General features: G+C 45.1%; 19 protein-coding genes and 2 pseudogenes. 6 read left to right on the forward strand and 15 right to left on the reverse strand.

Annotation, left to right across the window (positions count from 1 at the left end):
* Nucleotides 1-89: 89 nt before the first annotated feature.
* A complete protein-coding gene (locus tag C1S74_RS15820) occupies nt 90-1769 on the forward strand; it encodes a mechanosensitive ion channel family protein (RefSeq protein ID WP_045397919.1) in 1680 nt (559 codons plus the stop codon).
* Between the two features lie 77 nt (nt 1770-1846).
* Here the strand turns inward: C1S74_RS15820 and C1S74_RS15825 are convergent, their stop codons facing one another.
* From C1S74_RS15825 to C1S74_RS15865, 9 genes are all read right to left on the reverse strand, one after another.
* Nucleotides 1847-2131 carry a putative quinol monooxygenase gene (locus tag C1S74_RS15825; protein ID WP_020195700.1) on the reverse strand — a complete coding sequence of 95 codons (285 nt, stop codon included), beginning with the start codon at nt 2129-2131 and terminating at the stop codon, nt 1847-1849.
* Between the two features lie 68 nt (nt 2132-2199).
* Nucleotides 2200-2595: a VOC family protein gene (locus tag C1S74_RS15830; RefSeq protein WP_038871282.1), complete on the reverse strand. Its 396-nt coding sequence runs from the start codon at nt 2593-2595 to the stop codon at nt 2200-2202.
* Between the two features lie 82 nt (nt 2596-2677).
* Nucleotides 2678-2974 carry a ribbon-helix-helix domain-containing protein gene (locus tag C1S74_RS15835; protein WP_045397922.1) on the reverse strand — a complete coding sequence of 99 codons (297 nt, stop codon included), beginning with the start codon at nt 2972-2974 and terminating at the stop codon, nt 2678-2680.
* Between the two features lie 147 nt (nt 2975-3121).
* On the reverse strand, nt 3122-4699 hold the full coding sequence (locus C1S74_RS15840; protein WP_045397924.1) for an alkaline phosphatase: 1578 nt from the start codon (nt 4697-4699) through the stop codon (nt 3122-3124).
* A gap of 172 nt (nt 4700-4871) precedes the next feature.
* On the reverse strand, nt 4872-6770 hold the full coding sequence (locus C1S74_RS15845) for a BCCT family transporter (protein WP_045397926.1): 1899 nt from the start codon (nt 6768-6770) through the stop codon (nt 4872-4874).
* A 120-nt stretch (nt 6771-6890) separates the two neighbouring features.
* Entirely contained in the window at nt 6891-7265 is a 375-nt protein-coding gene (locus tag C1S74_RS15850; protein ID WP_045397928.1) for a hypothetical protein, read from the reverse strand.
* Nucleotides 7266-7460: 195 nt separating this feature from the next.
* A complete protein-coding gene (locus tag C1S74_RS15855) occupies nt 7461-8408 on the reverse strand; it encodes a ChaN family lipoprotein (RefSeq protein ID WP_045397931.1) in 948 nt (315 codons plus the stop codon).
* An 87-nt stretch (nt 8409-8495) separates the two neighbouring features.
* On the reverse strand, nt 8496-9335 hold the full coding sequence (gene rlmA, locus C1S74_RS15860) for a 23S rRNA (guanine(745)-N(1))-methyltransferase (protein WP_045397933.1): 840 nt from the start codon (nt 9333-9335) through the stop codon (nt 8496-8498).
* A 109-nt stretch (nt 9336-9444) separates the two neighbouring features.
* Nucleotides 9445-11481 (reverse strand): methyl-accepting chemotaxis protein, encoded by a 2037-nt coding sequence (locus C1S74_RS15865; RefSeq protein ID WP_045397935.1) that lies wholly within the window; start codon nt 11479-11481, stop codon nt 9445-9447.
* Nucleotides 11482-11845: 364 nt separating this feature from the next.
* Between C1S74_RS15865 and C1S74_RS15870 the strand changes: the two genes are divergently transcribed.
* Nucleotides 11846-12814: a nucleoside hydrolase gene (locus C1S74_RS15870; protein ID WP_045397938.1), complete on the forward strand. Its 969-nt coding sequence runs from the start codon at nt 11846-11848 to the stop codon at nt 12812-12814.
* Nucleotides 12815-12824: 10 nt separating this feature from the next.
* On the opposite strand, the gene C1S74_RS15875 is transcribed toward C1S74_RS15870, so the two are convergent.
* The 3 genes from C1S74_RS15875 to gap form a co-directional block, all read right to left on the reverse strand.
* The gene (locus C1S74_RS15875; protein ID WP_045397941.1) at nt 12825-13172 is read right to left on the reverse strand and encodes a hypothetical protein; all 348 of its coding nucleotides are present in this window, start codon (nt 13170-13172) and stop codon (nt 12825-12827) included.
* 113 nt (nt 13173-13285) lie between these two features.
* Complete coding sequence (locus C1S74_RS15880) at nt 13286-14170, reverse strand: D-hexose-6-phosphate mutarotase (RefSeq protein WP_045397944.1); 885 nt, start codon at nt 14168-14170, stop codon at nt 13286-13288.
* Between the two features lie 180 nt (nt 14171-14350).
* Nucleotides 14351-15346: a type I glyceraldehyde-3-phosphate dehydrogenase gene (gap, locus tag C1S74_RS15885; RefSeq protein WP_038871258.1), complete on the reverse strand. Its 996-nt coding sequence runs from the start codon at nt 15344-15346 to the stop codon at nt 14351-14353.
* A 334-nt stretch (nt 15347-15680) separates the two neighbouring features.
* Between gap and msrB the strand changes: the two genes are divergently transcribed.
* Entirely contained in the window at nt 15681-16094 is a 414-nt protein-coding gene (gene msrB / locus C1S74_RS15890; protein ID WP_082038998.1) for a peptide-methionine (R)-S-oxide reductase MsrB, read from the forward strand.
* 117 nt (nt 16095-16211) lie between these two features.
* On the opposite strand, the gene C1S74_RS15895 is transcribed toward msrB, so the two are convergent.
* Entirely contained in the window at nt 16212-17033 is an 822-nt protein-coding gene (locus tag C1S74_RS15895; protein ID WP_045397949.1) for a DUF2989 domain-containing protein, read from the reverse strand.
* Nucleotides 17034-17134: 101 nt separating this feature from the next.
* On the opposite strand from C1S74_RS15895, the gene C1S74_RS15900 reads away from it, so the two are divergent.
* Entirely contained in the window at nt 17135-17419 is a 285-nt protein-coding gene (locus C1S74_RS15900; protein ID WP_038871251.1) for a YeaC family protein, read from the forward strand.
* A gap of 107 nt (nt 17420-17526) precedes the next feature.
* Here C1S74_RS15900 and ansA read toward each other — a convergent pair whose 3' ends face one another.
* Nucleotides 17527-18540, reverse strand: a complete 1014-nt coding sequence (gene ansA, locus C1S74_RS15905; protein ID WP_038871249.1) for an asparaginase — start codon at nt 18538-18540, stop codon at nt 17527-17529.
* Between the two features lie 113 nt (nt 18541-18653).
* Nucleotides 18654-20503, reverse strand: a pseudogene (gene sppA / locus C1S74_RS15910) (signal peptide peptidase SppA).
* 225 nt (nt 20504-20728) lie between these two features.
* Between sppA and C1S74_RS15915 the strand changes: the two are divergent.
* Nucleotides 20729-22740: pseudogene (locus C1S74_RS15915) on the forward strand (FAD-dependent oxidoreductase).
* 181 nt (nt 22741-22921) lie between these two features.
* Complete coding sequence (locus C1S74_RS15920) at nt 22922-23470, forward strand: NAD(P)H nitroreductase (RefSeq protein WP_038881888.1); 549 nt, start codon at nt 22922-22924, stop codon at nt 23468-23470.
* Nucleotide 23471: the final 1 nt, after the last annotated feature.

The following is a 23471-nucleotide window of genomic DNA, read 5'->3' on the forward strand; positions in this document are numbered from 1 at the left end:
CGTGTTGTAAACTTAGGACATATAATTTCAAAGCTTTATATTCCTGTTCTTGATCGTTCCGATCGGGATTTGTCTCTTACGAGGTAATAATGACGTTACTATCCCCCCTTAAAGTGCGTTTTGCTCCATTAACTGCATTATTGACGGTGTTTGCACTGACAATGAGTTCTTTCATTGTTCATGCGACAGAAAATAATGAAGTGCCAACCATCTCTCCAGCAGCTCAAGCTATAGAGAACATAAATACAGATATTCTTGATTTGTCTGAAACCTTAAAGCTGGCAAGTGGTGATGAGCGTGATGCGCTTCAGCTACAGCTTTTCCAAAAGAATGAAGAACTTAGAAGCCGTCTAGCTACGGCTGTTAATAACAAGTCGATCTCACATGAGAAACTGATTCAGCTAGTTCAAACTCAAGAAAAATATTCAGAAGGCGCGATTGTTTATCTTGATGACAAAATCAAAGTTTTGAATGAAGAAATCAACAAAGCAAAAGATGCCGATAAACTGTCGTTAGTGAATGAGTATCGTGAACTGCAGCAATACTTAGACGTTAGCTATGAATCAAGCTGGCAAAACCTTAACTGGCTGAAAACGCTAGATGTGCAAGATGAAGATGCAGAAGCGGCATTCAAAGACAACGTCGATAAGCGCATGCGTTTGCTGTCTGCGTCGATTGAATACTTGAACCAACAAAGCGAAATCATCGGCTCGCAAATTTCTTCTAGCCCAGAGTCAGAAAAAGCGTCTCTACAGTTAAGCCAACTGATTCTGAAGCAAAGACTTAACATCGCGACAGAGAGCCTACGTAATCTGATCACCATCGGTGATAAAGTCGGCCTAGAAACGTCTGAATACAAACGTCAGATCTTTGAGGTAACTGGCAGCATCACGCATGATTTGCTGAACACCAAAGTGATTCTGTCTATCCTGAGCCATTGGTCAAACTCAATGGTGGATTGGTTTGCTGAAAACGCACCACAGCATATCTTCCAGCTGTTCGTGTTTGCTCTTATCTTATTGATTGCCCGTGCACTGGCCAAGGTGACGCGTAAAGTGGTGAGTAAGACGGTTGCGTCGAAAAACCTCAAACTGTCACACTTGATGCAAGATTTCTTTATCTCGATGTCAGGCAAAGCGGTTTGGATCATCGGTATCATGGTGGGCCTTTCTCAAATTGGTCTTAACCTCGCGCCAATCCTAACCGGTTTCGGTATTGCCGGTGTGATCATCGGTTTTGCATTGCAAGATACGCTATCAAACTTCGCCGCGGGTATGATGCTACTTATCTACCGTCCGTTTGATGTGGGTGATTTCGTTTACGCAGGTGGTGTAGACGGTAAAGTAAGCCACATGAGCTTGGTGAATACCACAATCCGTACTTTCGATAACCAAATCATCATCGTGCCAAACAGCAAGATATGGGGTGATGTGATTAAGAACGTGACACACGAGCGTATTCGTCGTGTCGATATGGTCTTTGGTATTGGTTACTCAGATGACGTGTTAAAAGCAGAAGAAGTATTGGCAGATATCGTGACGTCTCACCCTTCAGTACTTCGTTCTCCAGAGCCAATGATCAAGCTTCATACACTGAACACTTCTTCAGTTGACTTCATTGTTCGTCCTTGGGTTAAAACGGATGACTACTGGGATGTTTACTGGGATGTAACCCGAGAAGTGAAACTGCGCTTCGACCGTGAAGGCATTTCGATTCCATTCCCACAACAAGATGTGCATTTGCACATGGTGGAAAAGAAAGAAGCATAAATTTCTTTTACTTGAATCCAAAATCAACAAAAAGGCGCTCAATTAGAGCGCCTTTTTTATCGGTTTAGCAGTAAAGATTACAGCTCATCCAAGAACGTGATTTTTGGCTCACTGGCAAGTAAACCATCAATCTCACTCAGTAGAGTCTGGAAATGCGTTGTTTTGCAGTGTTCGTCAAACGCGGCTTGGTCTGCAAACTGCTCTTGGAATAAGAATTGGCTTGGGTCATTTTTGTCTTGGAACAAGTGATAACGCACGCAGCCCGTCTCATTTCGAGTCGGCTCTAGCATCGCTTCTAATGCTTGTTTTAGTTGAGATACGCAGTCAGGTTTTGCGTGAAATGCAGCAGTTAAATGAATCATAGTTGTGTTTGCTTCTTTGTTTTTATTAAAGGGGATAGTGGCAGTTTCTGTTAGGACAGAACTTACTATCAGAGATAGCGACCTTGGCGCTGCAAGAATTCGATCTTGTAGCCATCTGGGTCGGTAATGAAGAAAAATGTCGCTAAGTGTTTTTCCTGATGGTCAAAGACTTTGATGTCGCTCGCTTCGATATCCAGCGAGTTTAAGCGTCGATAAGTCGCCGCAATGTCTTCTACGCTTACCGCAAGGTGCCCGTAAGCCGTACCATGTGTGTATGGCTCACTTTGGTCGTGATTGTGAGTGAGTTCTAACTCGAATCCCGTTTCAGGGTTTGCTAAGTAGGTAAGAGAAAAGCCGTCGAATACGTATTGGTCTTTGATTTCTAGCTCAAGTGCGTCGCGATAAAACTTAAGAGAACGCTCCAGATCGCTTACGCGGATCATGGTATGAATCATTTTTGTCATGAGTACTCCTTAATACTGCGCCTAGACTAGTCAGTTTTAGCGCGAGTTTGGTAGTACTCAGGTACGACAATAATGTGAGTGGTTAGTTTTGCTCACTCAGTGCTTGAGCTAGCGTCGCTTGTGGTTGTCTGGCGTAGGTAAGGCAGGCGCAGCGAAGCAGAGAGGCGAAGTTATTGACCTCCCCGTTGTGTTCTAACGCTTCTTGGTAAACGGTCGTGATGAACTTAGGTACGGTCATGTCTTGGGCAGAGGCAATTTCTTCTAGAATCAACCAAAAACTCGATTCCAACTTTACGCTGGTGGCATGGCCATCAATGCGGATGGAGCGGGTAACAAACTGATAGTTTTCTTGTGGTTGTTTAGCAAATATTTCGCACATAAGGTTATTCGTTTTTATAAAAGAGCCGCAATTATTGAAGGGAGGGAGTAAGCCGTCAACCGTTTCTATCACAAAAAAAACGCTCCCAGAAGAGAGCGTTTGAGTATCACCACGAAAGTGGCGTGAGTGTGGTTATGCGTTGACGAGTTAGTTAATTTGCTTGATGAGGTATTGACCTAGCTCAGAGTGATGCATGATCTTGGAGATAGGCAAAATCGTGCCAGCAGGCCCCCAAGCAAATACGTTTACAGGGGTGTGCGTGTGTGTGCCAGTTCCCCAGACTGTATTCTGTTTCGTCCCTTGTTCGCGAGCGAGTAGGTTACCTCTATCGTTGTAAGGAAAAAACGCATCAAAATCGTTAATTGCTGGGACGTTTTCTTCACTTAAATATTTGTGGCTTGCTAAGCGATAAGAGTTTGGTTTACTTGCTAAGACGCGCTCTGCCTGTTCTGGTGTGATAGAAAAGTCACTATTTGCGTTTACGATTTCGGCCAACTTGGCTGGTGTTTGTTTTGTTTTATCAAGCTTTTGAAACTCGCTGATCATGCCGTAGTAGCTTTGTTTTTGATTATAAAGTCCATCAAGAATATCGAACTTGCCAAAGTTAAAGTTGGGAGCATAATCGCGATTCGTAAAAGCCTCACCATTGCGCTTTTGTGGTTTGGGTAAATCAGCGGAAGAATAACTGAAGCCAAATGAACCGGTTTCATGATCGGCAGTGACTATCACCAACGTGTCTTCACGGCCTTTTGCCCATTCGTATACAGAGTTCACTGCTTCATCAAACTTAATCAGCTCGTGCAACATGGTTCCGGCGTCATTGCTGTGACCCGCCCAGTCGATTTGACCTCCTTCGACCATTAAGAAGAAGCCATCTTTATCCTTAGATAGGATATCGAGCGCTTTTACGGTCATTTCTTCAAGTGACGGTTGCGTGCGTTTTGGATCATTTTTACTTTTGCTGTAAGCGATGCCATCGTCCATGCCTGAATAGGCAAATAAACCCAGTAGCTTATCGCCTTTGGAGGCTTCAAGCATATCGCGGTTAAACGCCAAACTGTAACCTTGCTGCTGTGCTTCTGTCAGTAAGTTACGCTCGTCTTTGCGTTTCGATTTTAGGTAAACGTCACCTTGGGTCAGCTTCTCAAGTTGTTTGTATGTGTCGCCTTTCTCGTTGGTTGATTTAGGAATCCAGTGGCGTAAACCGCCAGACAGTAGAACATCGACTCCCGTCTCTAGCATATCAACCGCGATACTGTTTTCGAGAGAACGATGCGGTTGATGAGAAGCAAAAGCCGCTGGTGTGGCGTGTGTCATTCGCGTATCCGACACCAAGCCCGTTGCTTTGCCCTTTGCTTTGGCTTTTTCCAGAATGGTTTCCACGTGATTACCTTGGCTATCAATACCGATCACTTCTGATGCCGTCGGGGTGCCAGTAGCGAGCATTGTGGCAGAGCAAGCAGAATCGACGACAATCGCATCCTCAGGGTTGGTCAAGGATGAACCAATAACGCCTTCTTGTGCGAGCTTGTAAATGGCGGTCGTTTCGCCTTTGTAAATCGAGTTTGGTGCGTGATTCGCGTAAGTCTCTAACAAGCCAACTTGCTGAGGACCCATGCCATCACCAATCATTAGGATAACGTTTTTGATTTCTGCTGATAGCGCATTGAAAGAGAGCGTGGATGCCGCTACTGCGGTCACAATTGGGGTCAATAAGTGCTTCATTGTATATTCCTTATTTATAAAAGCGTGCAAATTAAAACAAGGATTTATGACAAAATTGCTACCGTCACAAAAGGTTCATGTGTACTTCATTTCTTTTTACTAGGGCAGAAATAAGAAAGCCCACAGAAGTGGGCTTGAATTAGGTTTAGGAGTGGAAAGTCATGAGCTAAAGCTACACCGCGTAAGCAGGGCTTTGGGCCACGATTTGATTAAACTCGACTCTTGATTGCTGGGCCGCATCAGATAGCTCGAGTTTTCTCTCTTTTGCTTTCATTACATTATCCAATAGGGTCTGCAACTCATCCTGCATCTCCTGAGGTAAGTGATGATCAGCAAAATCATTGTCGTCGCTGTGCTCCAGAGCAAAAGCGCGAATTCGTTTACGTAGTTTCATGAGCTCGGCTAACGCTTCACGTTCTTCTTCTGCCGCATCTTGAGCTGCATCACGCGCACGCTCAAACTTCGCCATTGCCATGCCTTCTGTTGACCACGGATCAAATTCTGGTAGCTCTTCAATGTTGATGGTTGGCTCGATGTAATCTTCTTGATGACGAATATCCAGCGTGGTTGCACGCACCGCAGAGACCATCAGCATGATTGAGATACCCAACAAAGGTAAACCACCCACGATAGCCGCGGTCTGTAGTGTGCTTAACCCACCCATAAACATCAGAACCGTTGGAAGGAAGGATAAGGTGAATGCCCAGAACATTCGGTTCCAACGCATTGGCTCTTCCGTGACGTTGTTTTGTACAACAGACGCAAGAATGTAGGAAATCGAGTCAAAGGTCGTGGCAGTGAAAATAATACAAAGCACAGTAAACACGGCGATGACTAACGTACTCATTGGCAGTGCACCTAACATCGAGAAGATCGCCGCGGTTGCGCCTTCTGCATTTAGGATAGCAACAACGTCTAGTTCTCCTGATAACTGTAGTGACAAGCCGTAGTTACCTAGAATCATAAAGAATAAGAAGCAGCCTAGAGAACCAAAGAAAATCGAGCCAGATACCATTTGTTTGATAGTGCGACCGCGCGAGATACGCGCCACAAACAGACCCATACTTGGCGCGAACACTAGCCACCATGCCCAGTAGAAAATGGTCCAATCCTGTGGGAAGTGGGTGTTGTCGAACGTACCGTATCCGCCGAACGGTTCAGCCCATGTTGCCATCACAAAGAAATTAGACAGCATTCGGCCAATCGAGTCTAAGCCCGTTTCCAGCATGAAGATGGTTGGTCCAACCGCTAAGATGAAGGCCAGTAAGCCCATCGCTCCCCAGAAGTTAATGTTGCTTAAAACTTTAATGCCTTTCTCCATACCTGCGTAAGAAGAGTAAGCAAAAATGGCCGTACAGATCAGCAGTACTAACACTTGGCTATATGTGTTTTTAGGCATACCGAAAAGATAATGCAGACCTTCGCCGATCAACGGAGCGGCTAAACCTAAGCTCGTTGCTGCACCGCCAAGCAGGCCGAAGATAAACAGTACATCAACGATTTTACCGGCAGCGCCTTTACTACGTTCTTCGCCAAGCACTGGCATCAATGCACTGGATACTTTCAAAACGGGTTGTTTACGTACGTAGAAGAAGTACGCAATTGGTAGGGCAGGGATAAGGTAGATAGACCATGCGATTGGGCCCCAGTGGAAGAGGCCATAGGTCGCCGCCCAACGCACCGCTTCTTCACTGCCTGGTTCTAGTTGAAAAGGTGGTGATTGGTAGTAATATGCCCATTCGATACAGCCCCAGTAAAGAATGCTGGCACCGATACCGCCACAGAACAGCATCGCCGCCCATGACGCGGTGGTAAATTCTGGTTTCTCGTCAGGATCACCAAGTTTGATTTGTCCCATGTCACTGAAGACAACGTAAATCATGAAAATAAAGGCCGCAAGACCAAGGGCAAGGTACAAGAACCCCAATTTATCCGTCATGAAGGTTTTTGCGATCGCAATCCATTCTGCGCCCTCAGTCGGGAACATAATTAATGGAAAGACAATAGAAAGTAACAGCGCGATAGCGCCAAAGAAGGTAGGTTTGTCTATGAGAGAAAATGCATTTTTCACAGTTCATCGTCCGTTAATGAATAGTTATCCATTATGGACTTGGGTAAAAACAGTGTTCAAATGAGGATGGTTGTCGTAACGGAAAAAACTCTTTTTTAACCAATAATTTAAGGCGATATTTTAAACAAGAGCGAGAATAATACCACCAACGGTCAATGCCGCAGACAAATATTGACCAGCAGAGTATGAGCCATCATCCTCTTCTTCAATCGTATCTGGGTGATCCATCCCGAGTGCGCCATGAGCGAAAGATTCGATTTTGTCACCAACGGTCTTATTTTCGGCTTCCACCTTTTTGCTCTCGTGATCAATCTGTTGTAATGCGACGAGTAAGGCTTTCCCTTCAGAGGACAGCGTGACTGTATTTTGGTCGACCTTTAATGGTGCGGCATTGGCACTTTGTTCAGCCACTTTCGCTTGGTCTCGGTTATTTTGCTGTGCTGCATTGCTATAAACCGATTGACGGTTGACTGAATTGCTTCCTACTGGATTCATCTGTTACCCCTTCGAACAACGACACTCCTTCATGAGTGCTGGTAAAAAGCAGTTATCCCTATATCGACGGCAAAGGCTATTTCTTGAATCAATCAAATACAAAAATAGGTCTGTTTTTGCCGCTTTCTATGTATATCTAGAATAGCTAGCAAAAAGCAGACCTATTTATCTTAAGTCGTGGTCGGATTTTTCCGATTACTTACATTGAAGATCGCTGTTGCGCTTAGCTAGATGCTTGTACGCGGCCATGCGGTTTGCGTCTTGTACATAACGCACAGGTGGCGCAAGGACTTCTAATTGGTAATCCGAGCCGTCAGAAGTGACTTCCGCAGTTGGTGTAATCACAACGACGTTTAAATCTGGGTTTCTGTTCAAAATAGAAGCCGCCGTTCCCAAACCACCTTCAGTGTGGAACTTACCTGCCACGTGAACCACTTGAGTGCCTGGGTGTTGCTCTAGGTATTTGACGATTGACTCTGCCATGGTTTCATCCCAAGTGACTTGAGCGGCAAACTGCTTCTCAGTTTGTTCTGGCTTGCCGTGGTGCATAGACGCCATGAACTTTTCTTTATAAGGGCTATCCCCTGTGTTTACATCGGCCGCGACAAAAGCACGCTCATCACTGTCTAGTTTCTCTAGGTAATCTGCGCCTTGGCGACCGATGCAACGCACAATGTTCTTTGGTGCGTTTGCTGCAATAACAGGGATATCTGCTTGCTTAGCGAACTCAACCAATGGACGGTAATCACTTTCGTAATTTGGCCATGAGTTGCTTTGTTTCATAAAGTATTGTTCGCCAATTTCACCTTTAAGGTAAGCATCAAGAACGGCTTGTTTGTCGCGAGTGACTTGTTCCATTGAAAGAGCAAGAGGACGGCTAGCAGAAGAAAGCTGTTTCAGCATGTCAGTCTGGAAACGGTGAATACCTGCGTGCGTGTGCCATTCGCCAATCAAAATTACATCGGCTTGTTGCAGCTCTGGCGTAAGAAGATTAACGGCAATGGCCTCACCAGAAGGTGCGTGCAGTTGGTAATCGTAAAAACTCGTTACGTCGGAAGAAGTGACGTCTGTGGTGGTTGGTGCGTTAGAAGCACAACCTGTAAGCAAGCCGGCAAATACCAGACTTAGGGTAGAAAAGCGCATTGAAAAGCCTCCAAAAATGTCCGAATGATATTAATGGAGGCTGATAAATGAATCAATGATAATGAGAATAATTAGCGTTATATTCTGTTATTCATTGTCAGATTGTTCAGTTTTTTTACGGTAAACGCGTAGCATAAAGTCAGCCTCACATTGGAAAAGTGTAGATGACTTTAGTTCTTCACGAAGTTCGTCAGTGGCTTTCCATGCAAATGGTGTCATTTGGAGCAAATCGAATGCAACCCCATCTTTTAAATCCATGGTGTAGTTAAGCTTTTGTTGATGCTCTAACTCGAAGCCTTCAATGTTTTCTGGCTCTTCATTATGCAAGCGCACTTCTTGGTAGATACGCTCGCGGAATTGGTATAGGTGGCGACCTGCTGGCGTCACAGTAATAACAACACCATTGTCTTTAATCACACGTTGTAGCTCTTCTGCTTTACACGGAGCGTAGATACGTAAGATCGCGTCTAGAGATTGTTCTGCAAACGGCAAGCGATGGCTTGATGCCACGCTGAAATCACAATTTGGGTAGCGCTTAGACGCGAAACGAATGGCGACTTTAGAAATATCTAGACCATACACCGTCGTGTCTTCATTTTGTGAGTGCAGAGACTGCTGAACTTGGTCTGTGTAGTAGCCTTCGCCGCAACCAATATCCAACAATTGATGGCTTGTGCCTTCTGTGTATTTGGCACATAGGCTTGCGACTTCTTGGCGCATCGGATCGTAATGATTCCCTTCTAAAAAGCGACGACGTGCTTGCATCATCTCTTTGTTATCACCTGGATCTTTTGAGCGTTTGTGGTGCGCTGGCATCAAGTTGACGTAGCCTTCTTTTGCTAAATCAAACTGATGGTTGTTTTCACACTTAAACGTCTTTGCTGTTAGCTCAAGAGGTTGGTGACATAGAGGACATTGATAGTTCATGACGATCTCTGGACAGGAAGTAGGGCGGCAAATTCTATCAAAAAGGGATGCTGCAAGCGAAACAAAAAAGAGCCGAATTATCGGCTCTTTCATCGGTTTTATTGGAGGGTTAGTGGAAGAAATCCACTTGCTGTTTCAAGTTTTGTGCTTGGTGCTGTAGCTCGGTTGCGCTTTGCGATGTTTTAGCGCTGGTATCGCGGCTTTCGCGGTTAAGTTCGCTAATAGAGTGCGCGTTTGCGGCAATCTCTTGAGAAACTTGCGCTTGTTCTTCGGATGTTGCAGCAATGGCATCGGCTTGAGACGCAATGGACTGAACTTGTCCTGCGATGGCTTCCAGCGCTGTGCCTGCCTCCTGCGCCTTATCAAGTACCTTGTTTGCGTTCTGCTGGCTTTCCGTCATCATGCTTACGGCATTGCTGGTGGAGCCTTTAAGTTTCTCGATGATCTCTACGACATCTTTCACTGAGGTCTGAGTACGATGAGCAAGCGTTCGAACTTCGTCTGCCACTACGGCAAAGCCACGGCCTTGTTCACCCGCTCGCGCAGCCTCAATTGCCGCGTTAAGCGCAAGTAGGTTGGTTTGCTCTGCGATCTCATCAATCATTTTCGTCACGGTTTGGATGCTTTCGCTATCACGGTTCACTTGTTCGATGGCCGCAGCCGATTGGTCGATCTGGTCGTTTAGCTGAGCCACATCAATACAAACGCCTTCAACGACTTCGAGACCTGATTGGCTATCAGTGTTTGCAGAGCGAACATTTTCGGCAATTTGCTCAACTTGCTGAGCGACAGATTGAGCAGACGAAGCCATCTCCTCAATTGCAGTCACCACTTGCTCTACCTGCTCTTGCTGGAGAGCGGATTGCGTTAGGTTGCGGTTTGCATCATCCACAACACTGGTCGAGTTGCTTTCAACTTGGTCGCTGGTCGCGCGAATTTGACCAACTAACTCGTTCAGTTGTCCCGCCATATTGGCAACGCCGTTGTTCAAGTTAATGATTTCGTTTTTCGATGCTTTACCTGAAGCAGGAATATCGATACTCACTTCACCTTTTGCCAAACGGTTCATGTAGCCATTCAAAATGGTGAGTGGATTTAACGTTCGGTTAAGAACAAGCGTAAGCACCACAAAAGTGGCCGCTGCCACAATTAGAGAAATCGTCGCAATCAGTTGAAGCAAAGCTTGGCTGCCTTTGGTGACTTCATTGATGAAAGTGCCACCTAAGAGTTTCCAATTCCAACCTGGTACTTGAGTGTAAACTAAGTACTTTTCACCCACGGTGCCTTGGTATTCAAATGGGTAGCGAATCAAACCACTGTTTTGCTTAAATAGCTGATAGAAAGGTTTGTTGCCGTTGTAGTCAGACACTTCTTGAATCGGTGGATCGCTCTCTTCGTGTTTTGGGTGAAGAAGGTAGTGACCTTGGTTGTCTTTTTCGTTATCCAGAATGATGGTGTAACCAGTTTCGCCCCATTTTACGCTTTGTAGCGAGCTGAATAGATCTTGGGTCGCGCGCTCAACAGGTAAACCAATGAATGAGATACCGTTGACCTTACCATTTGCGTCTTTTAAAGGTGCGTAGTAGGTGATGTAGCGCTCACCATAAAGTTTGATTTGCGCATAGTAAGGTTGCCCGTTCTTAAGCTTTTGGTAACCCGGGTGGTTAAGCCCCAATGTAGTGCCAAGTGCTCTTTTACCTTGAGGATCTTTTAGTGAAGTAGCGACGCGAATGAAGTCGTTGCCCATTGGAGCAAACAGGGTTGCAACAGCGCCAGTGTCACGAGTGAAGCTATCAACTAACTTAGTGTCACCAATCAAGCTTTCGCTGTATTGGGTGATGTTTGGTACTTGGTGACCTTGAAAGTCGACGTTGTAACTCTCTACATAGACGCCCGCCAAATAACCATTGCGGAAGGTTGATTCCAAAACTTCTGCCGTGTGCAGATAAGCATTGAACTGGCCTGCAATGGTTTTTGCCATCGATTCCACTTTAGATTGATGTTCTTTCAACGTGTTTTCTAAAAGTACGTTTGAAGCGTTTTGATAAACAAGCGCAGCAATGCTTGAAAATGCAATAAGCAGACACAGTGTGATGACCAGCTTGAGCTGAAAACCGACACTTTGATTCCGATATTTGTCTAGCATGTAGTGTCTTTCCTGATTATTGATAGATGTTATAAATGTTGTATCGGCATGCTAGCGATTTATATGACGAGTTTTTTTGATATTTATTAAGTTAATTGTCAAAAAATAAGAGCAACCAATAGCTTAGATAGCAAATGACCGCTGACTGGGTGATTTTATTGCAGAAATGGAATGATCAAATAAGGTTGAGTGAGTAGAGCCACCAATGAATTGGATGCTAGTGGGCGAAAGTTTCATTTGTTTGGTTGAAGCAATAGTAAGGAGCTGCGACTAAAAGAAAGCTCATACCTTCGGCTTTGGTCACGTTTATCCTTGTTTTTTATAGGTATTGTTGGGGCTTTCCAAGCGTTTAATAGAAGCTGTTATGACAAAGAAAATCATCCTAGACACAGATCCTGGCATCGATGATGCGATGGCCATTCTTTTTGCGGAAGCGCATCCTGATATCGACCTTATGGCTATTACAACCGTTTATGGTAATGCGACGATAGACAACGCGACGCAAAACGCTCTTTACCTAAAACAGAAGTTTGGTATGAAAGCGGTGGTTGCGAAAGGCGCGGATAAGCCTTTAGTAAAAGCGCCGGTTGGAGCAACAGTTGTCGTGCATGGTGAAGCTGGCTTTGGTGATGTGAAAGCGCCGAGTGCACTGGATGTGAGTGCCATTGATACGCCTGCCTATCAGTTCATCATTGACAGTGTTAGAGCGGAGCCTGGAGAAATCACCTTGGTGGCCGTGGGGCCTTTAACTAACCTTGCGCTTGCTTTGGAAGCAGACCCGGAAATCGTTAACTTGGTTAAAGAAGTGGTTGTGATGGGCGGTGCTTTTGGTGAGAACGACCATCGAGGCAATGTCACGCCATTTGCGGAAGCAAACATCCATGATGACCCTCATGCTGCCGACAAAGTATTCACGGCTTCGTGGCCGGTCGTCATCATCGGTTTAGATGTTACGGAAGAGAGTTTCTTTACGGGGCAATACCTAGACCAACTTCGAAAAGATGCAGGAGAAGTAGGGCAGTTTATTTGGGATGTGAGTCGCTACTATTTGAAGTTTTACTCCGAGAAGGTTGGAATGGATGGTTGCCATGTTCATGATCCTTCCGCGATTGCGTATGTCATTGATCCTGAGCTGTTTACTTTGCGCAGTGGTGCCGTCAGGGTAGTTACAGATGGACCTGCAGAAGGGATGACGATTCAGAAAACGGATCAACGCAAATACATGCACGATGAGTGGGGGACTTTCTCCGCGCAATACGTTGGTGTCGGTGTGAAAAGCGATAGAGTGCTTTCACTTTATCGAGAGTCGATTATTCGTTATTCCGAACGATAACAGAGTGGGGTTATCTGTAATAGTCGATGACTTGTACAGATATTCTCTCGTTGTCTGACGCTACGGGAAGAGTAAAAACATTCGACGTCGGATATTGATTTTGATTGTCGTAGGCCAACCCCTCAATCTTCTTGAACGGTTTATTCTCGGCATAGAACATCTCAATGCTTACTGCCGTTTTTTGGTTCGCTGAAACTTGGAAGCGGCAGATTCCGGTGGGGCAATAGACTTGATATCGTGTTGGAGACAATTGCTTGTATTCGGCGACGTTCTTTTCGGCTTGTAACGAGACCTCAGTGTTGGCACAGCCAAACAATAAGCCCGTAAGAAGCGATATTGAATAAATGCGGTATTTCATCGTTACACCATCATCTCAACTCGTTTAGGTTGTCCTTAGTATGGCATGAGTGGCAAGTGTGTTGTGCTTTGGAAATGTAAAAAAAGGCCGGGTGAACCGGCCTTTAAACTGGATTACTGCGCTGAAATCACAGTGATAAGTTCATGTGTCTCGCCTGGCTGTAGTGTTTTGCCTTGCTCGATACTCGGCGCATGAACGGTCGATTCCACACACATCATGGTTTCGTAGCCATTGTCCGCCATGTCACCCATGCCTTGTGCGCCTTGTGCCCAAGGATTCCACAACACTGCTGAGTTATGGCCTTGGTTTTCAACGCTCAATGTGCGATCTAACACAGGGTCTTTCACCAAAATTTGCGCTTCTGGTTGGGTGTAAACACGGTCGATAGTATCGGTCAGCTGAAGAACTTCGCCACCCTGGCAGACTTCGCCTGCTTTTAGACTGTCGATGTATTCAGGGCCCATGCCCGTTGTTTGTGCTTGTTTGATGTCGCCTACGTATAGATACGTGTGCAGTGCACCTGAGAATATCCACTCTGCATCATCAATGTTCGTGACTTTCAATGTCACTTTTAGCTCGTCGCTGATTTCAACAACAAGACGAGCATCAAACATATGTGGCCAGATGTCGTGAGTTTCTTCGGTTGGGAAGAGAGCAAGTTCGACGATCACACCGTTGTCGTTCTCACGGTGTTCAACTAGTTCCCATTCTGCTGTGCGCGCAAAACCATGAGCTGGCGCTGCGATGCGGCCAAACCAAGGCCAACAAACAGGAATACCACCACGAAGTGCCGCTTTGCCATCAAAGATTGCTTTCTCGCTCATCCAGATTAGGTCTTCTTGGCCTGCTGGTGTGAACGACACGACATGACCACCGTGTAGCGCGATACCTGCCGTTGCTTTCTCATGAATAACGCGAACGACTTTAACCTGATCAACTTCGACGATAGTGACGTTATCAGATAGCACGGTTAGAGCTGGGAGAGTTTTTAAATCCATGTGTTGCTTCCTATCGCTGGGAGGGAGAGCTTTTTAGACGCGCTTCGCACATTGAGTGCAACTCCGAGTCTTTATTCTCTCAAATTCCAGATACAAAAAAGGCGACTCTAGAGCCGCCTTTTATTCAAATCTTATGTTTCAAACACAAGCTTCGCTAATTGCTTTTCAGCTAAGTAATAATTACTTAGAGATGTGAGCGATTAGGTCTAGAACTTTGTTTGAGTAACCGATTTCGTTGTCGTACCAAGATACAACTTTAACGAAGTTATCAGTTAGAGCGATACCAGCTTTAGCATCGAATACTGAAGTTTGAACTTCACCGATGAAGTCTTGAGAAACAACTTGGTCTTCAGTGTAGCCTAGAACGCCTTTTAGTTCGCCTTCAGAAGCTTCTTTCATTGCTGCACAGATAGCTTCGTAAGATGCGCCTTTCTCTAGGTTAACTGTTAGGTCAACTACAGAAACGTTAGCTGTTGGTACGCGGAAAGCCATACCAGTTAGTTTGCCGTTTAGTTCTGGAAGAACAACGCCTACAGCTTTAGCAGCACCAGTTGAAGATGGGATGATGTTCTGAGAAGCACCACGACCACCGCGCCAGTCTTTAGCAGAAGGACCGTCTACAGTTTTTTGAGTAGCTGTAGTAGCGTGAACTGTAGTCATAAGACCAGATACGATACCGAACTTGTCGTTAAGAACTTTAGCGATAGGCGCTAGACAGTTAGTAGTACAAGAAGCGTTAGAAACGATGTCTTGACCTGCGTAAGTTGAATCGTTTACGCCCATAACGAACATTGGAGTTGCGTCTTTAGAAGGACCAGTTAGAACAACTTTCTTCGCACCAGCAGTGATGTGCTTACGTGCAGTCTCGTCAGTTAGGAAAAGACCAGTTGCTTCAGCTACTACGTCAACGTCGATAGCATCCCATTTTAGATCTTCAGGGTTGCGCTCTGCAGTTACACGTACAGTTTTACCGTTAACGATTAGGTTACCGCCTTCAACTTCAACAGTACCGTTGAAACGGCCGTGAGTTGAGTCGTACTTAAGCATGTATGCCATGTAATCTACGTCGATAAGGTCGTTAATACCTACAACTTCGATGTCGTTGCGCTCTTGCGCTGCACGGAATACGAAACGACCGATACGGCCAAAACCGTTAATACCTACTTTGATAGTCATTATAGTTGCTCCACAACTTAATTTCTGATTAAAGATAACTGGTAGTAAAATTACAGAATCCAGTAAACATCTGCAACAGATAATCGGACTTAACTTGTTTAAAGTCAAAAAAAAGCGACGCTTTTTTTAACAATTCTTCGCAAATGCTCGTTTTTTAAACTTTTAACTGGTTATTCTACATCCCAGTTGGCGTAATATAACTTCCGAGATAAGTACTCGTATCAAATTAATTACACATGGTGTTCTGGTGAGAAAGTATGTGCTACAACTGTTACGAGAAGCAAGTTTTTTGCTAAAAAAGTCATTGCCAAAAATAAGAAATAAGGAACAGGAATTGGTGGAACAAAGCGGAAGAAAAGTAACGAAGTCCGATGAACAGTGGCGTGAGCAGCTCTCTGAGGAAGAGTTTCGCGTCTGTCGCGAGCAAGGAACAGAAGCTCCGTTCTCCGGTAAACTGCTTCACAATAAAGATACAGGCGTCTATGCCTGTACTTGTTGTGATGCCCCTCTATTTGTCTCTGATAATAAGTACGACTCAGGGTGTGGCTGGCCAAGTTTTGATGCGCCAATTAATGACACCGCGGTCCGTTATTTAGAAGATCTGAGTCACGGAATGGTTCGCACAGAGATTCGATGTGGCGCTTGTGACAGTCATTTAGGTCATGTTTTTGAAGATGGGCCGCAAACAACAGGCGAACGCTATTGTGTAAACTCGGTGTCGTTAATTTTCAACAAATCTGACCAATAAGCCGGATAATGGTTGAAAGAATGTTTCATCCTTTCAATTAATAAAATAGTAATTGTCCACTCAAGATAAGCCGAGAGACAAATAAAAAACTCCCAATATGAATGGGAGTTTTTTATTTTATAAATTGCTTGGGATCATCCTTGGCGAATAATTCCCTTTCTCTATCGACTTCGAAATAGATTTAGCCAAATCGTCTAGTTGTTCATATTTCTCTGTCTTTGAAAAATTGAACATACGCTTTAATTGTTGCTCATTGGCGAGCGGAACATCAAAGCGTTTGGCTACCATCGCCCATAAATAGGCCTGCTCTTTGTTACCTAACCCTTGATTGATGCTCGCGAGCGACTTGAGGATGGCTGGATTGAGGTTGTTCTTGTCAGACATTGAAAGCGAATTATGAAGCAATGTTAACGTTTTTTGCTGGTCTCTATTGGTATAGAAGGTCGCTAAGGCATATTGCATCTCAGAATTGTTAAGTTGAGGGGAGCCTTCCATTTGCAAGAATTGACGCCTCGCTTGATCGTCTCCCGTTTGAGACCATAAAAAGTATAGGGTCGCAGGATCGTCAGAACCTTTTAGTGTCGCGACGATACGTTCTAATTCGTCAATGCTATGCACTAAGGCATCGAAACGTTTTCTTTTTAACGCGCTTTGATCGATAGGGGTAATTTGAGAGGCAAGCTCAAGGCATTTCCTGTACTCAGCAACCAAAGCGTATTCGGTGATTTGGTTCGCTTCTGTTGGGCTTTTGAGTAACTCAAATCGATGCCAGACTAAATTCGTTCTAGGAATCCGGCACTGTCCATCGTCCATGTTGAGTTGCTCGCAACGCAGTTTGGGATTGTTTTGGCACAATTCTTCCGTTGTTACGTTGCCTTCAAAGCAGCCTGTTAAAGTCAAAGAGGCAAGGCTTGCTAGTAGCCAGTATGTTCGTTTCATGGTTTTGCTTGTGATCCGTTACACCAATTCATTTTTGGATTCTTGACTCTGTTTACTAACCCGTTATGTTCTGTGAATAGAATGTAATAAGAAGGTACATTATGGACGCAGAACAATTATTAAATGCGATAACGCCAGAAGTCTATGATCGATTGGTTTACGCAGTAGAAACAGGAAGATGGCCTGAGGGTACAACACTTTCTAAAGAGCAGCGAGACTCATGTATGCAAGCTGTGATGTTGTATCAATCAAAACACAACACTGACGCGCAGCATATGACCGTGGCTGCTGGTGGAGAAATCAGTTTTAAATCGAAGCAAGAATTGAAGAAACAGTTCAACGAAGAAGAGCAAGATATTGTCCGAGTAAACCCGAATCACAGCTGATAGTCCTTATTCTTACTCTCCTTGCAGTCGGCAGAACAGTAAATATTGAAAAGCCCAATTTTGAATTGGGCTTTGTTGTTTAAGATACGAACAGTAGGTTTACCGAACTACAGGCTCATTTCACCACGCAGTACTTCTTGCATCTTCGTTTTGATCTCTTCATAAGACAGGTTCTGGCTTAGAAGGTAGTGCAGTTTTGCTAGCGCTGCTTCTGGCGTCATATCAAAACCGCTGATTACGCCAGAATCTGCTAGTGCACAACCAGTTGCGTAGCCGCCCATGTTAACTTTACCCGCCAAACATTGCGTTAAGTTCACGACAATGACGCCACGCTCAGATGCTTCTTTTAGGTGACCAAGTAACTCAGGATTTTGCGGGGCATTGCCCACACCAAATGTCAGCAAGATCATCGCATTGACTGGTTGACGAAGTGTATTGCGGATTACTTCGTGTGAAATGCCAGGGTACATGGTGATCACTCCGATAGGTTGTGGCGTGATGTTGTGTACTTTGAAGTCACCCTCTGGCTTTGTGCCTACTGCAACATTGTTACTGATTTGGATATTTATACCTGCCTCCAACAGAGGTGGTAAGTTTGGCGATGTAAACGCGTTAAAGCCATCAGCATGAGACTTTGTGCTGCGGTTACCGCGCATCAACTGATTGTTGAAGAACAATGTTACTTCGTTGATAGGGTAGTTTGCCGCAATATGCAGAGCATTCAGTAGGTTTGCTTGGCCGTCTGAGCGTAGTTCTGCCAGAGGAATTTGTGAGCCGGTCACGATGACAGGTTTACCTAGGTTCTCCAACATGAAAGACAATGCAGAAGCGGTGTACGCCATGGTGTCGGTACCATGCAAAATCACAAATCCATCGTATTTATCGTAGTTGTCACGGATATCGTCAGCGATTTGTTGCCAGTCAGCAGGAGTCATATCCGAAGAGTCGATCAGTGGCTCGTATTCGTGGATAGTGTATTCCGGCATTTCTGGACGGTGAAACTCGGGCATGCTGGCGAGTTGTTTTTCCATAAAGCCAGCGACAGGGACGTAGCCGTGATCGGATTTTTGCATACCGATGGTGCCACCGGTGTAAGCGATGTAGATGTGTTTTCTAGTCATCGTTCTACTTTACTTTCATGTAGGGGAACAGTGGCGGGGATTATAGCGAAATGAAACCTAATAAAAAGGGGCATCTCGCACAGAGACGCCCCTTTTTGGCTAAGCTAGGATAGCTATTGCACTTGGCAATTTAAGCAGAACGCGTATTGACCTTTTGGATCATTAAAACTTTGTAGCATGCTAGCGTCTTGTTCAAATTGCTGAGCCACTGGTTGAAGGCTCTTAGGTAAGAAGCTCGTTGCGTCAATACCGAGTGATACTTTGACTTGGTTCATGAACTCTTGAACAAACTGCTCTGTCGGTGAAAGTGGTTCTTCAACCCAGTAGATTTCGTAGTTCTCTACCTCAGCCAGTTTCGCTGCCAGTTTAACGGCATCATCGAAATCACCCATTTGATCGACTAGACCGAATGACAACGCGTCTTGACCCGTCCACACGCGACCTTGCGCTACTTTATCCACTTCTTCAAGTGACATATCTCGGTTTGAGCCAACCAAAGAAATAAAACGTTTGTAACCGTGTTCAATACCAAGTTGGAAGGCTTCAGAAGCGCCTGTCGAGAGACCGGTTGTGATGCCGTCCCCGAGAATGGAGAAGTCCCCACACCATCCGTGCTAATACCAAGTTTGTTAAAGCCCTTCTCAAAGGTCGTAATTACGCTGAAGATACCGATTGAGCCTGTCAGTGTCGTTGGCTGAGCAACGATTTTGTCTGCGCTCATTGAAATCCAGTAACCACCTGAAGCCGCAAGGCTAGACATCGAAACCACAACGGGCTTACCTACTTCTTTTAAGGCTTCTACTTCATTACGAATCACCTCAGAGGCAAAAGCACTGCCGCCAGGGCTGTCCACGCGCAGCACGACGGCTTTCACTTTATCGTCGTTGCGAGCTTGACGAAGTAGGCTTGCGACTGTGTCACCACCGACCGTACCACGTGGTTGTTGACCATCCATAATGGCACCGCTTGCAACAACAACAGCAATGTCGTTTTCAGCAAGGTTTAGTTTAGGACGCATGGTAGCAAGGTAGTCGTAATATCCAATTGCGTTGTAGCTGTCTTTACCGTCACTGCCAAACTCTTTAGCGAACAGCTTACGCACGTCTTGGCGAGTAGCCAGTTCATCAACCAATCCCATTTTTACTGCAAGCTGAGCGATGTCGCCATCAACCGATTTCATCTCTGCTAGCAACTCTTCCATGGTTGGATTTAACGCTTTTGCATCAATGTTACGGTTCGTTGCTACGTCATCAACAAACGCGCTCCATAGTTGTGTGATCCAACGAGTCGCTGATTCTTTTGCTGCGTCTGACATGTCATCGCGGATGAATGGTTCAATCGCAGATTTGTAAGTACCTACTCGGAATACGTGCGTTGAAACATCAAGTTTCTCTAGCAAGGTTTTGTAGTACATGGAGTAAGAGCTATAACCCTTAATCAATACGCCACCATCAGGTGCTAGAAAAACTTTGTCAGCGTAACTTGCAAGGTAGTATTGGCTTTGATTGTAGAAATCACCCACCGCGTATACTGGTTTGCCTGATGCTTTAAACTCGTTCAGTGCTTTTGCAATGTAACGAAGCTTAGTTAGGTTGGTTTCTGGCATATCACGCAGAGCAAGTACGAGGCCAGAGACTTTAGGGTCGTCTTTTGCATATCGGATGGTATCGACAATGTCGAATAGCACGTTTTCTTTCGGAATCTCGTTACCTAAAACCGAGCCAGCAATGGAATCCATTGGGTTAACGTAACGACGCTGTTCAACGATCGGCCCCGACAAGTTCATAATCAACGCCGATTCTTTATCAATGACAGGTTGACCTTCTCCGGTGTATGTAAAGGCAAAGTAGAAGACAGCAATCATCACTAAAAAGATCAGGTTCACTAGCGCAAGTCTGACAAAGGTGATGGCTTTCCATATCCCCTTGAATATCAGACCAATAAATTTGAAGAGTTTTTTCATCTTGTCTCCATAACGAGATAGTCTTTCCCTAATCTTACAAAGTATGGGTTCTTATCTCTAAGATCTCAAAAGATAACAATTTTTTTAGCTTATCACGCTCATTCACAATTGGCATAGTTTAACGTGAGATTGACGCGTGTTGCAAAATTGTAAACGCTTGTTTGATTTTTTGGTTTTTGCGGCGTACTGTGGTCAGACCACAACAATAAAAATGGATGTTTAGTGATGTCTGCCATGTACCCAAATTTGTTAAAGCCATTGGACCTAGGTTTTACACAGCTACGAAACCGCGTCCTGATGGGATCAATGCATACTGGTTTAGAAGAGCATAAAGAAGGTCTTCAAAAGCTGGCTGCGTTTTATGAAGAGCGTGCCAAAGGCGGTGTTGGCTTAATCGTAACTGGTGGTTTTTCTCCAAATTTACGTGGTCGATTGCATCCGCTAAGCGCTGAATTTAGTAAGCCTAAGCACGCCAAAGCACACAAGGTTGTGACGGAAGCGGTTCACAAGCACGGCAGTAAAATTGCCCTACAAATTCTCCATGCAGGGCGTTATGCGATGCATCCATTCGCGCAGAGTGCATCGGGTATGAAAGCACCCATCGCTAAATTCGCACCAAGTGAAATGAGTGAGCGCCAAATTAAGAAAACCATCGATGCTTTTGCGAACAGCGCAGAACTGGCGCAACTGGCTGGTTATGATGGTGTCGAGCTAATGGGCTCTGAAGGTTATTTGATTAACCAATTTCTGTGTAAACGAACCAACATGCGTTACGACGACTGGGGCGGTAGCTACAAAAAACGCATGCGTTTCCCTATCGAAATCGTTAAAGCAGTACGTAAAGCCGTGGGCGAAAAGTTTATTATTATCTTCCGTCTCTCGATGTTGGACTTGGTCGAGCAAGGCAGCACGTTTGAAGATGTTATTGAATTGGCAAAAGCACTTGAAGAAGCCGGTGTGACGATAATTAATACGGGTATCGGCTGGCACGAAGCGCGTATTCCGACCATTGCCACTCAAGTACCCCGCGGAGCATTTACGTGGGTGACTGAAAAAGTGAAGCCGCACGTTTCTGTTCCAATCATCACCTGTAACCGAATAAATACCCCAGATGAGGCCGAACGAATTCTTTCTTCTGGACACGCTGACATGGTTTCTATGGCGCGCCCTTTCCTCGCTGACCCATATTTTGTTGCAAAAGCCGAGCAAGAAAAGTCACAGCTCATCAATACGTGTATTGGTTGTAACCAAGCGTGCTTGGACAATGTATTTAAAGGCAAGCGAGCAAGTTGTTTGGTTAACCCATTAGCTTGTTACGAAACTGAAATCGTGGTCGAAGATGCGTTTAAGAAGAAAAATATTGCAGTCGTCGGCGCCGGACCTGCTGGCCTCGCTTGTGCGACAACGCTGGCAGAACGTGGCCACAAAGTAGATTTGTTTGAGAAGAACGATCGCATTGGTGGTCAGTTCCGTTTAGCCATGCAGATTCCTGGTAAAGAAGAGTTTCGTGAGACCATCCGTTACTTTGCGAACCGCATTGAAGAAACTGGCGTTAACTTACATCTAGAAACTGAGGCGAATTACGATCTGCTGACTGAATATGATGAAGTGGTCATGGCATCTGGCGTTGAGCCGCGTAAAGTGAAAATTGATGGGATAGAAAACCCCGAAAAAGTGATCGACTATCAAACGCTGATCCGTGATAAAACACCAGTAGGTGAAAAGGTAGCTATTGTTGGCGCAGGCGGGATTGGTGTTGATGTGGCAACGATGCTTACTGAGCCTGCGGGACAAACACTTGATGATTGGCTGCATGAATGGGGAATCGACAAAGAAATGTCTCAACCGGGGGATTGTACCCTTATCCTGACGCCGTTGCTGATAAAGAAGTGTGGGTACTTCAACGTCGTAAAGGTCGCGTTGGAAAAGGACCGGGTAAAACCACAGGTTGGATTCATAAACGTACGCTTGAAAAGCGCGGTGTTCACTTAGTCGGTGGTGTGTCATACGACAAGATTGATGATGGTGGCCTACATATTCAAGTGAGCGGCAAGGCGCAATTGTTAGAAGCTGACAAAGTGGTTATTTGTGCGGGGCAAGAGTCGGTTCGTCCGTTTGAAGACAAATGGCATGAGCTGGGCGAGAAATTACATATCATTGGTGGTGCAGACCATGCTGGGGAATTGGATGCGGTTCGCGCCATCCGCCAGGGTGTGAAACTGGCTGTCAAACTGTAAATATCATTCTTTCTTAACTATTTTGCTGCGCCAAGTGCGCAGCTTTTTTTTGCTTACTTAACGCCTAGAACTCTAAAATTGGCTATCTAAACCCCCAGAAAACAGGTTGTTATTCGAAAGTTTGGATTATGCTAAAGTGAGCTGCGTAAAAATAATAATTCAATCAAATAAGGACTTGTTCATGGAAGCTCTCGATCTCTTGCTCAACCGTCGTTCTATCGCCAAATTGTCAGCGCCAGCGCCAGAAGGGAAAGCTCTGGAGAATATTATTCGTGCGGGTTTACGTGCTCCAGACCATGCAGGTTTAACTCCTTGGCGTTTTGTGATTGCTCAAGGCGATGGCCTTAAAAAGCTCTCTGATATTTTAGTACGAGCAGCGGAAGCGGAAAATAGCGACGAGGCGGTCATTGAAAAAGTGAAAAATGCACCTTTCCGCGCGCCTATGGTGATTACCGTTATTGCAAATGTGACGGAGCATGAAAAAGTGCCAGCAATGGAACAATACCTCTCAGCGGGCTGTGCTGTTCAAGCAATGCAAATGGCGGCGGTAGCACAAGGTTTTCAAGGGTTTTGGCGTTCAGGTAAATGGATGTTCCACCCAGAGGTTCACCAAGCTTTTGGCCTGAAAGGCGAAGATCAAATTGTCGGTTTCCTTTACTTAGGTACCCCAGGTTGTACACCGATGAAAGTGCCAGAGCGTGACTTATCTCAGTTTGTTGAGTTTCAGTAAC

Origin of the sequence: Vibrio hyugaensis (genome assembly GCF_002906655.1) — a bacterium.
Classification (GTDB): Bacteria; Pseudomonadota; Gammaproteobacteria; order Enterobacterales; family Vibrionaceae; genus Vibrio; species Vibrio hyugaensis.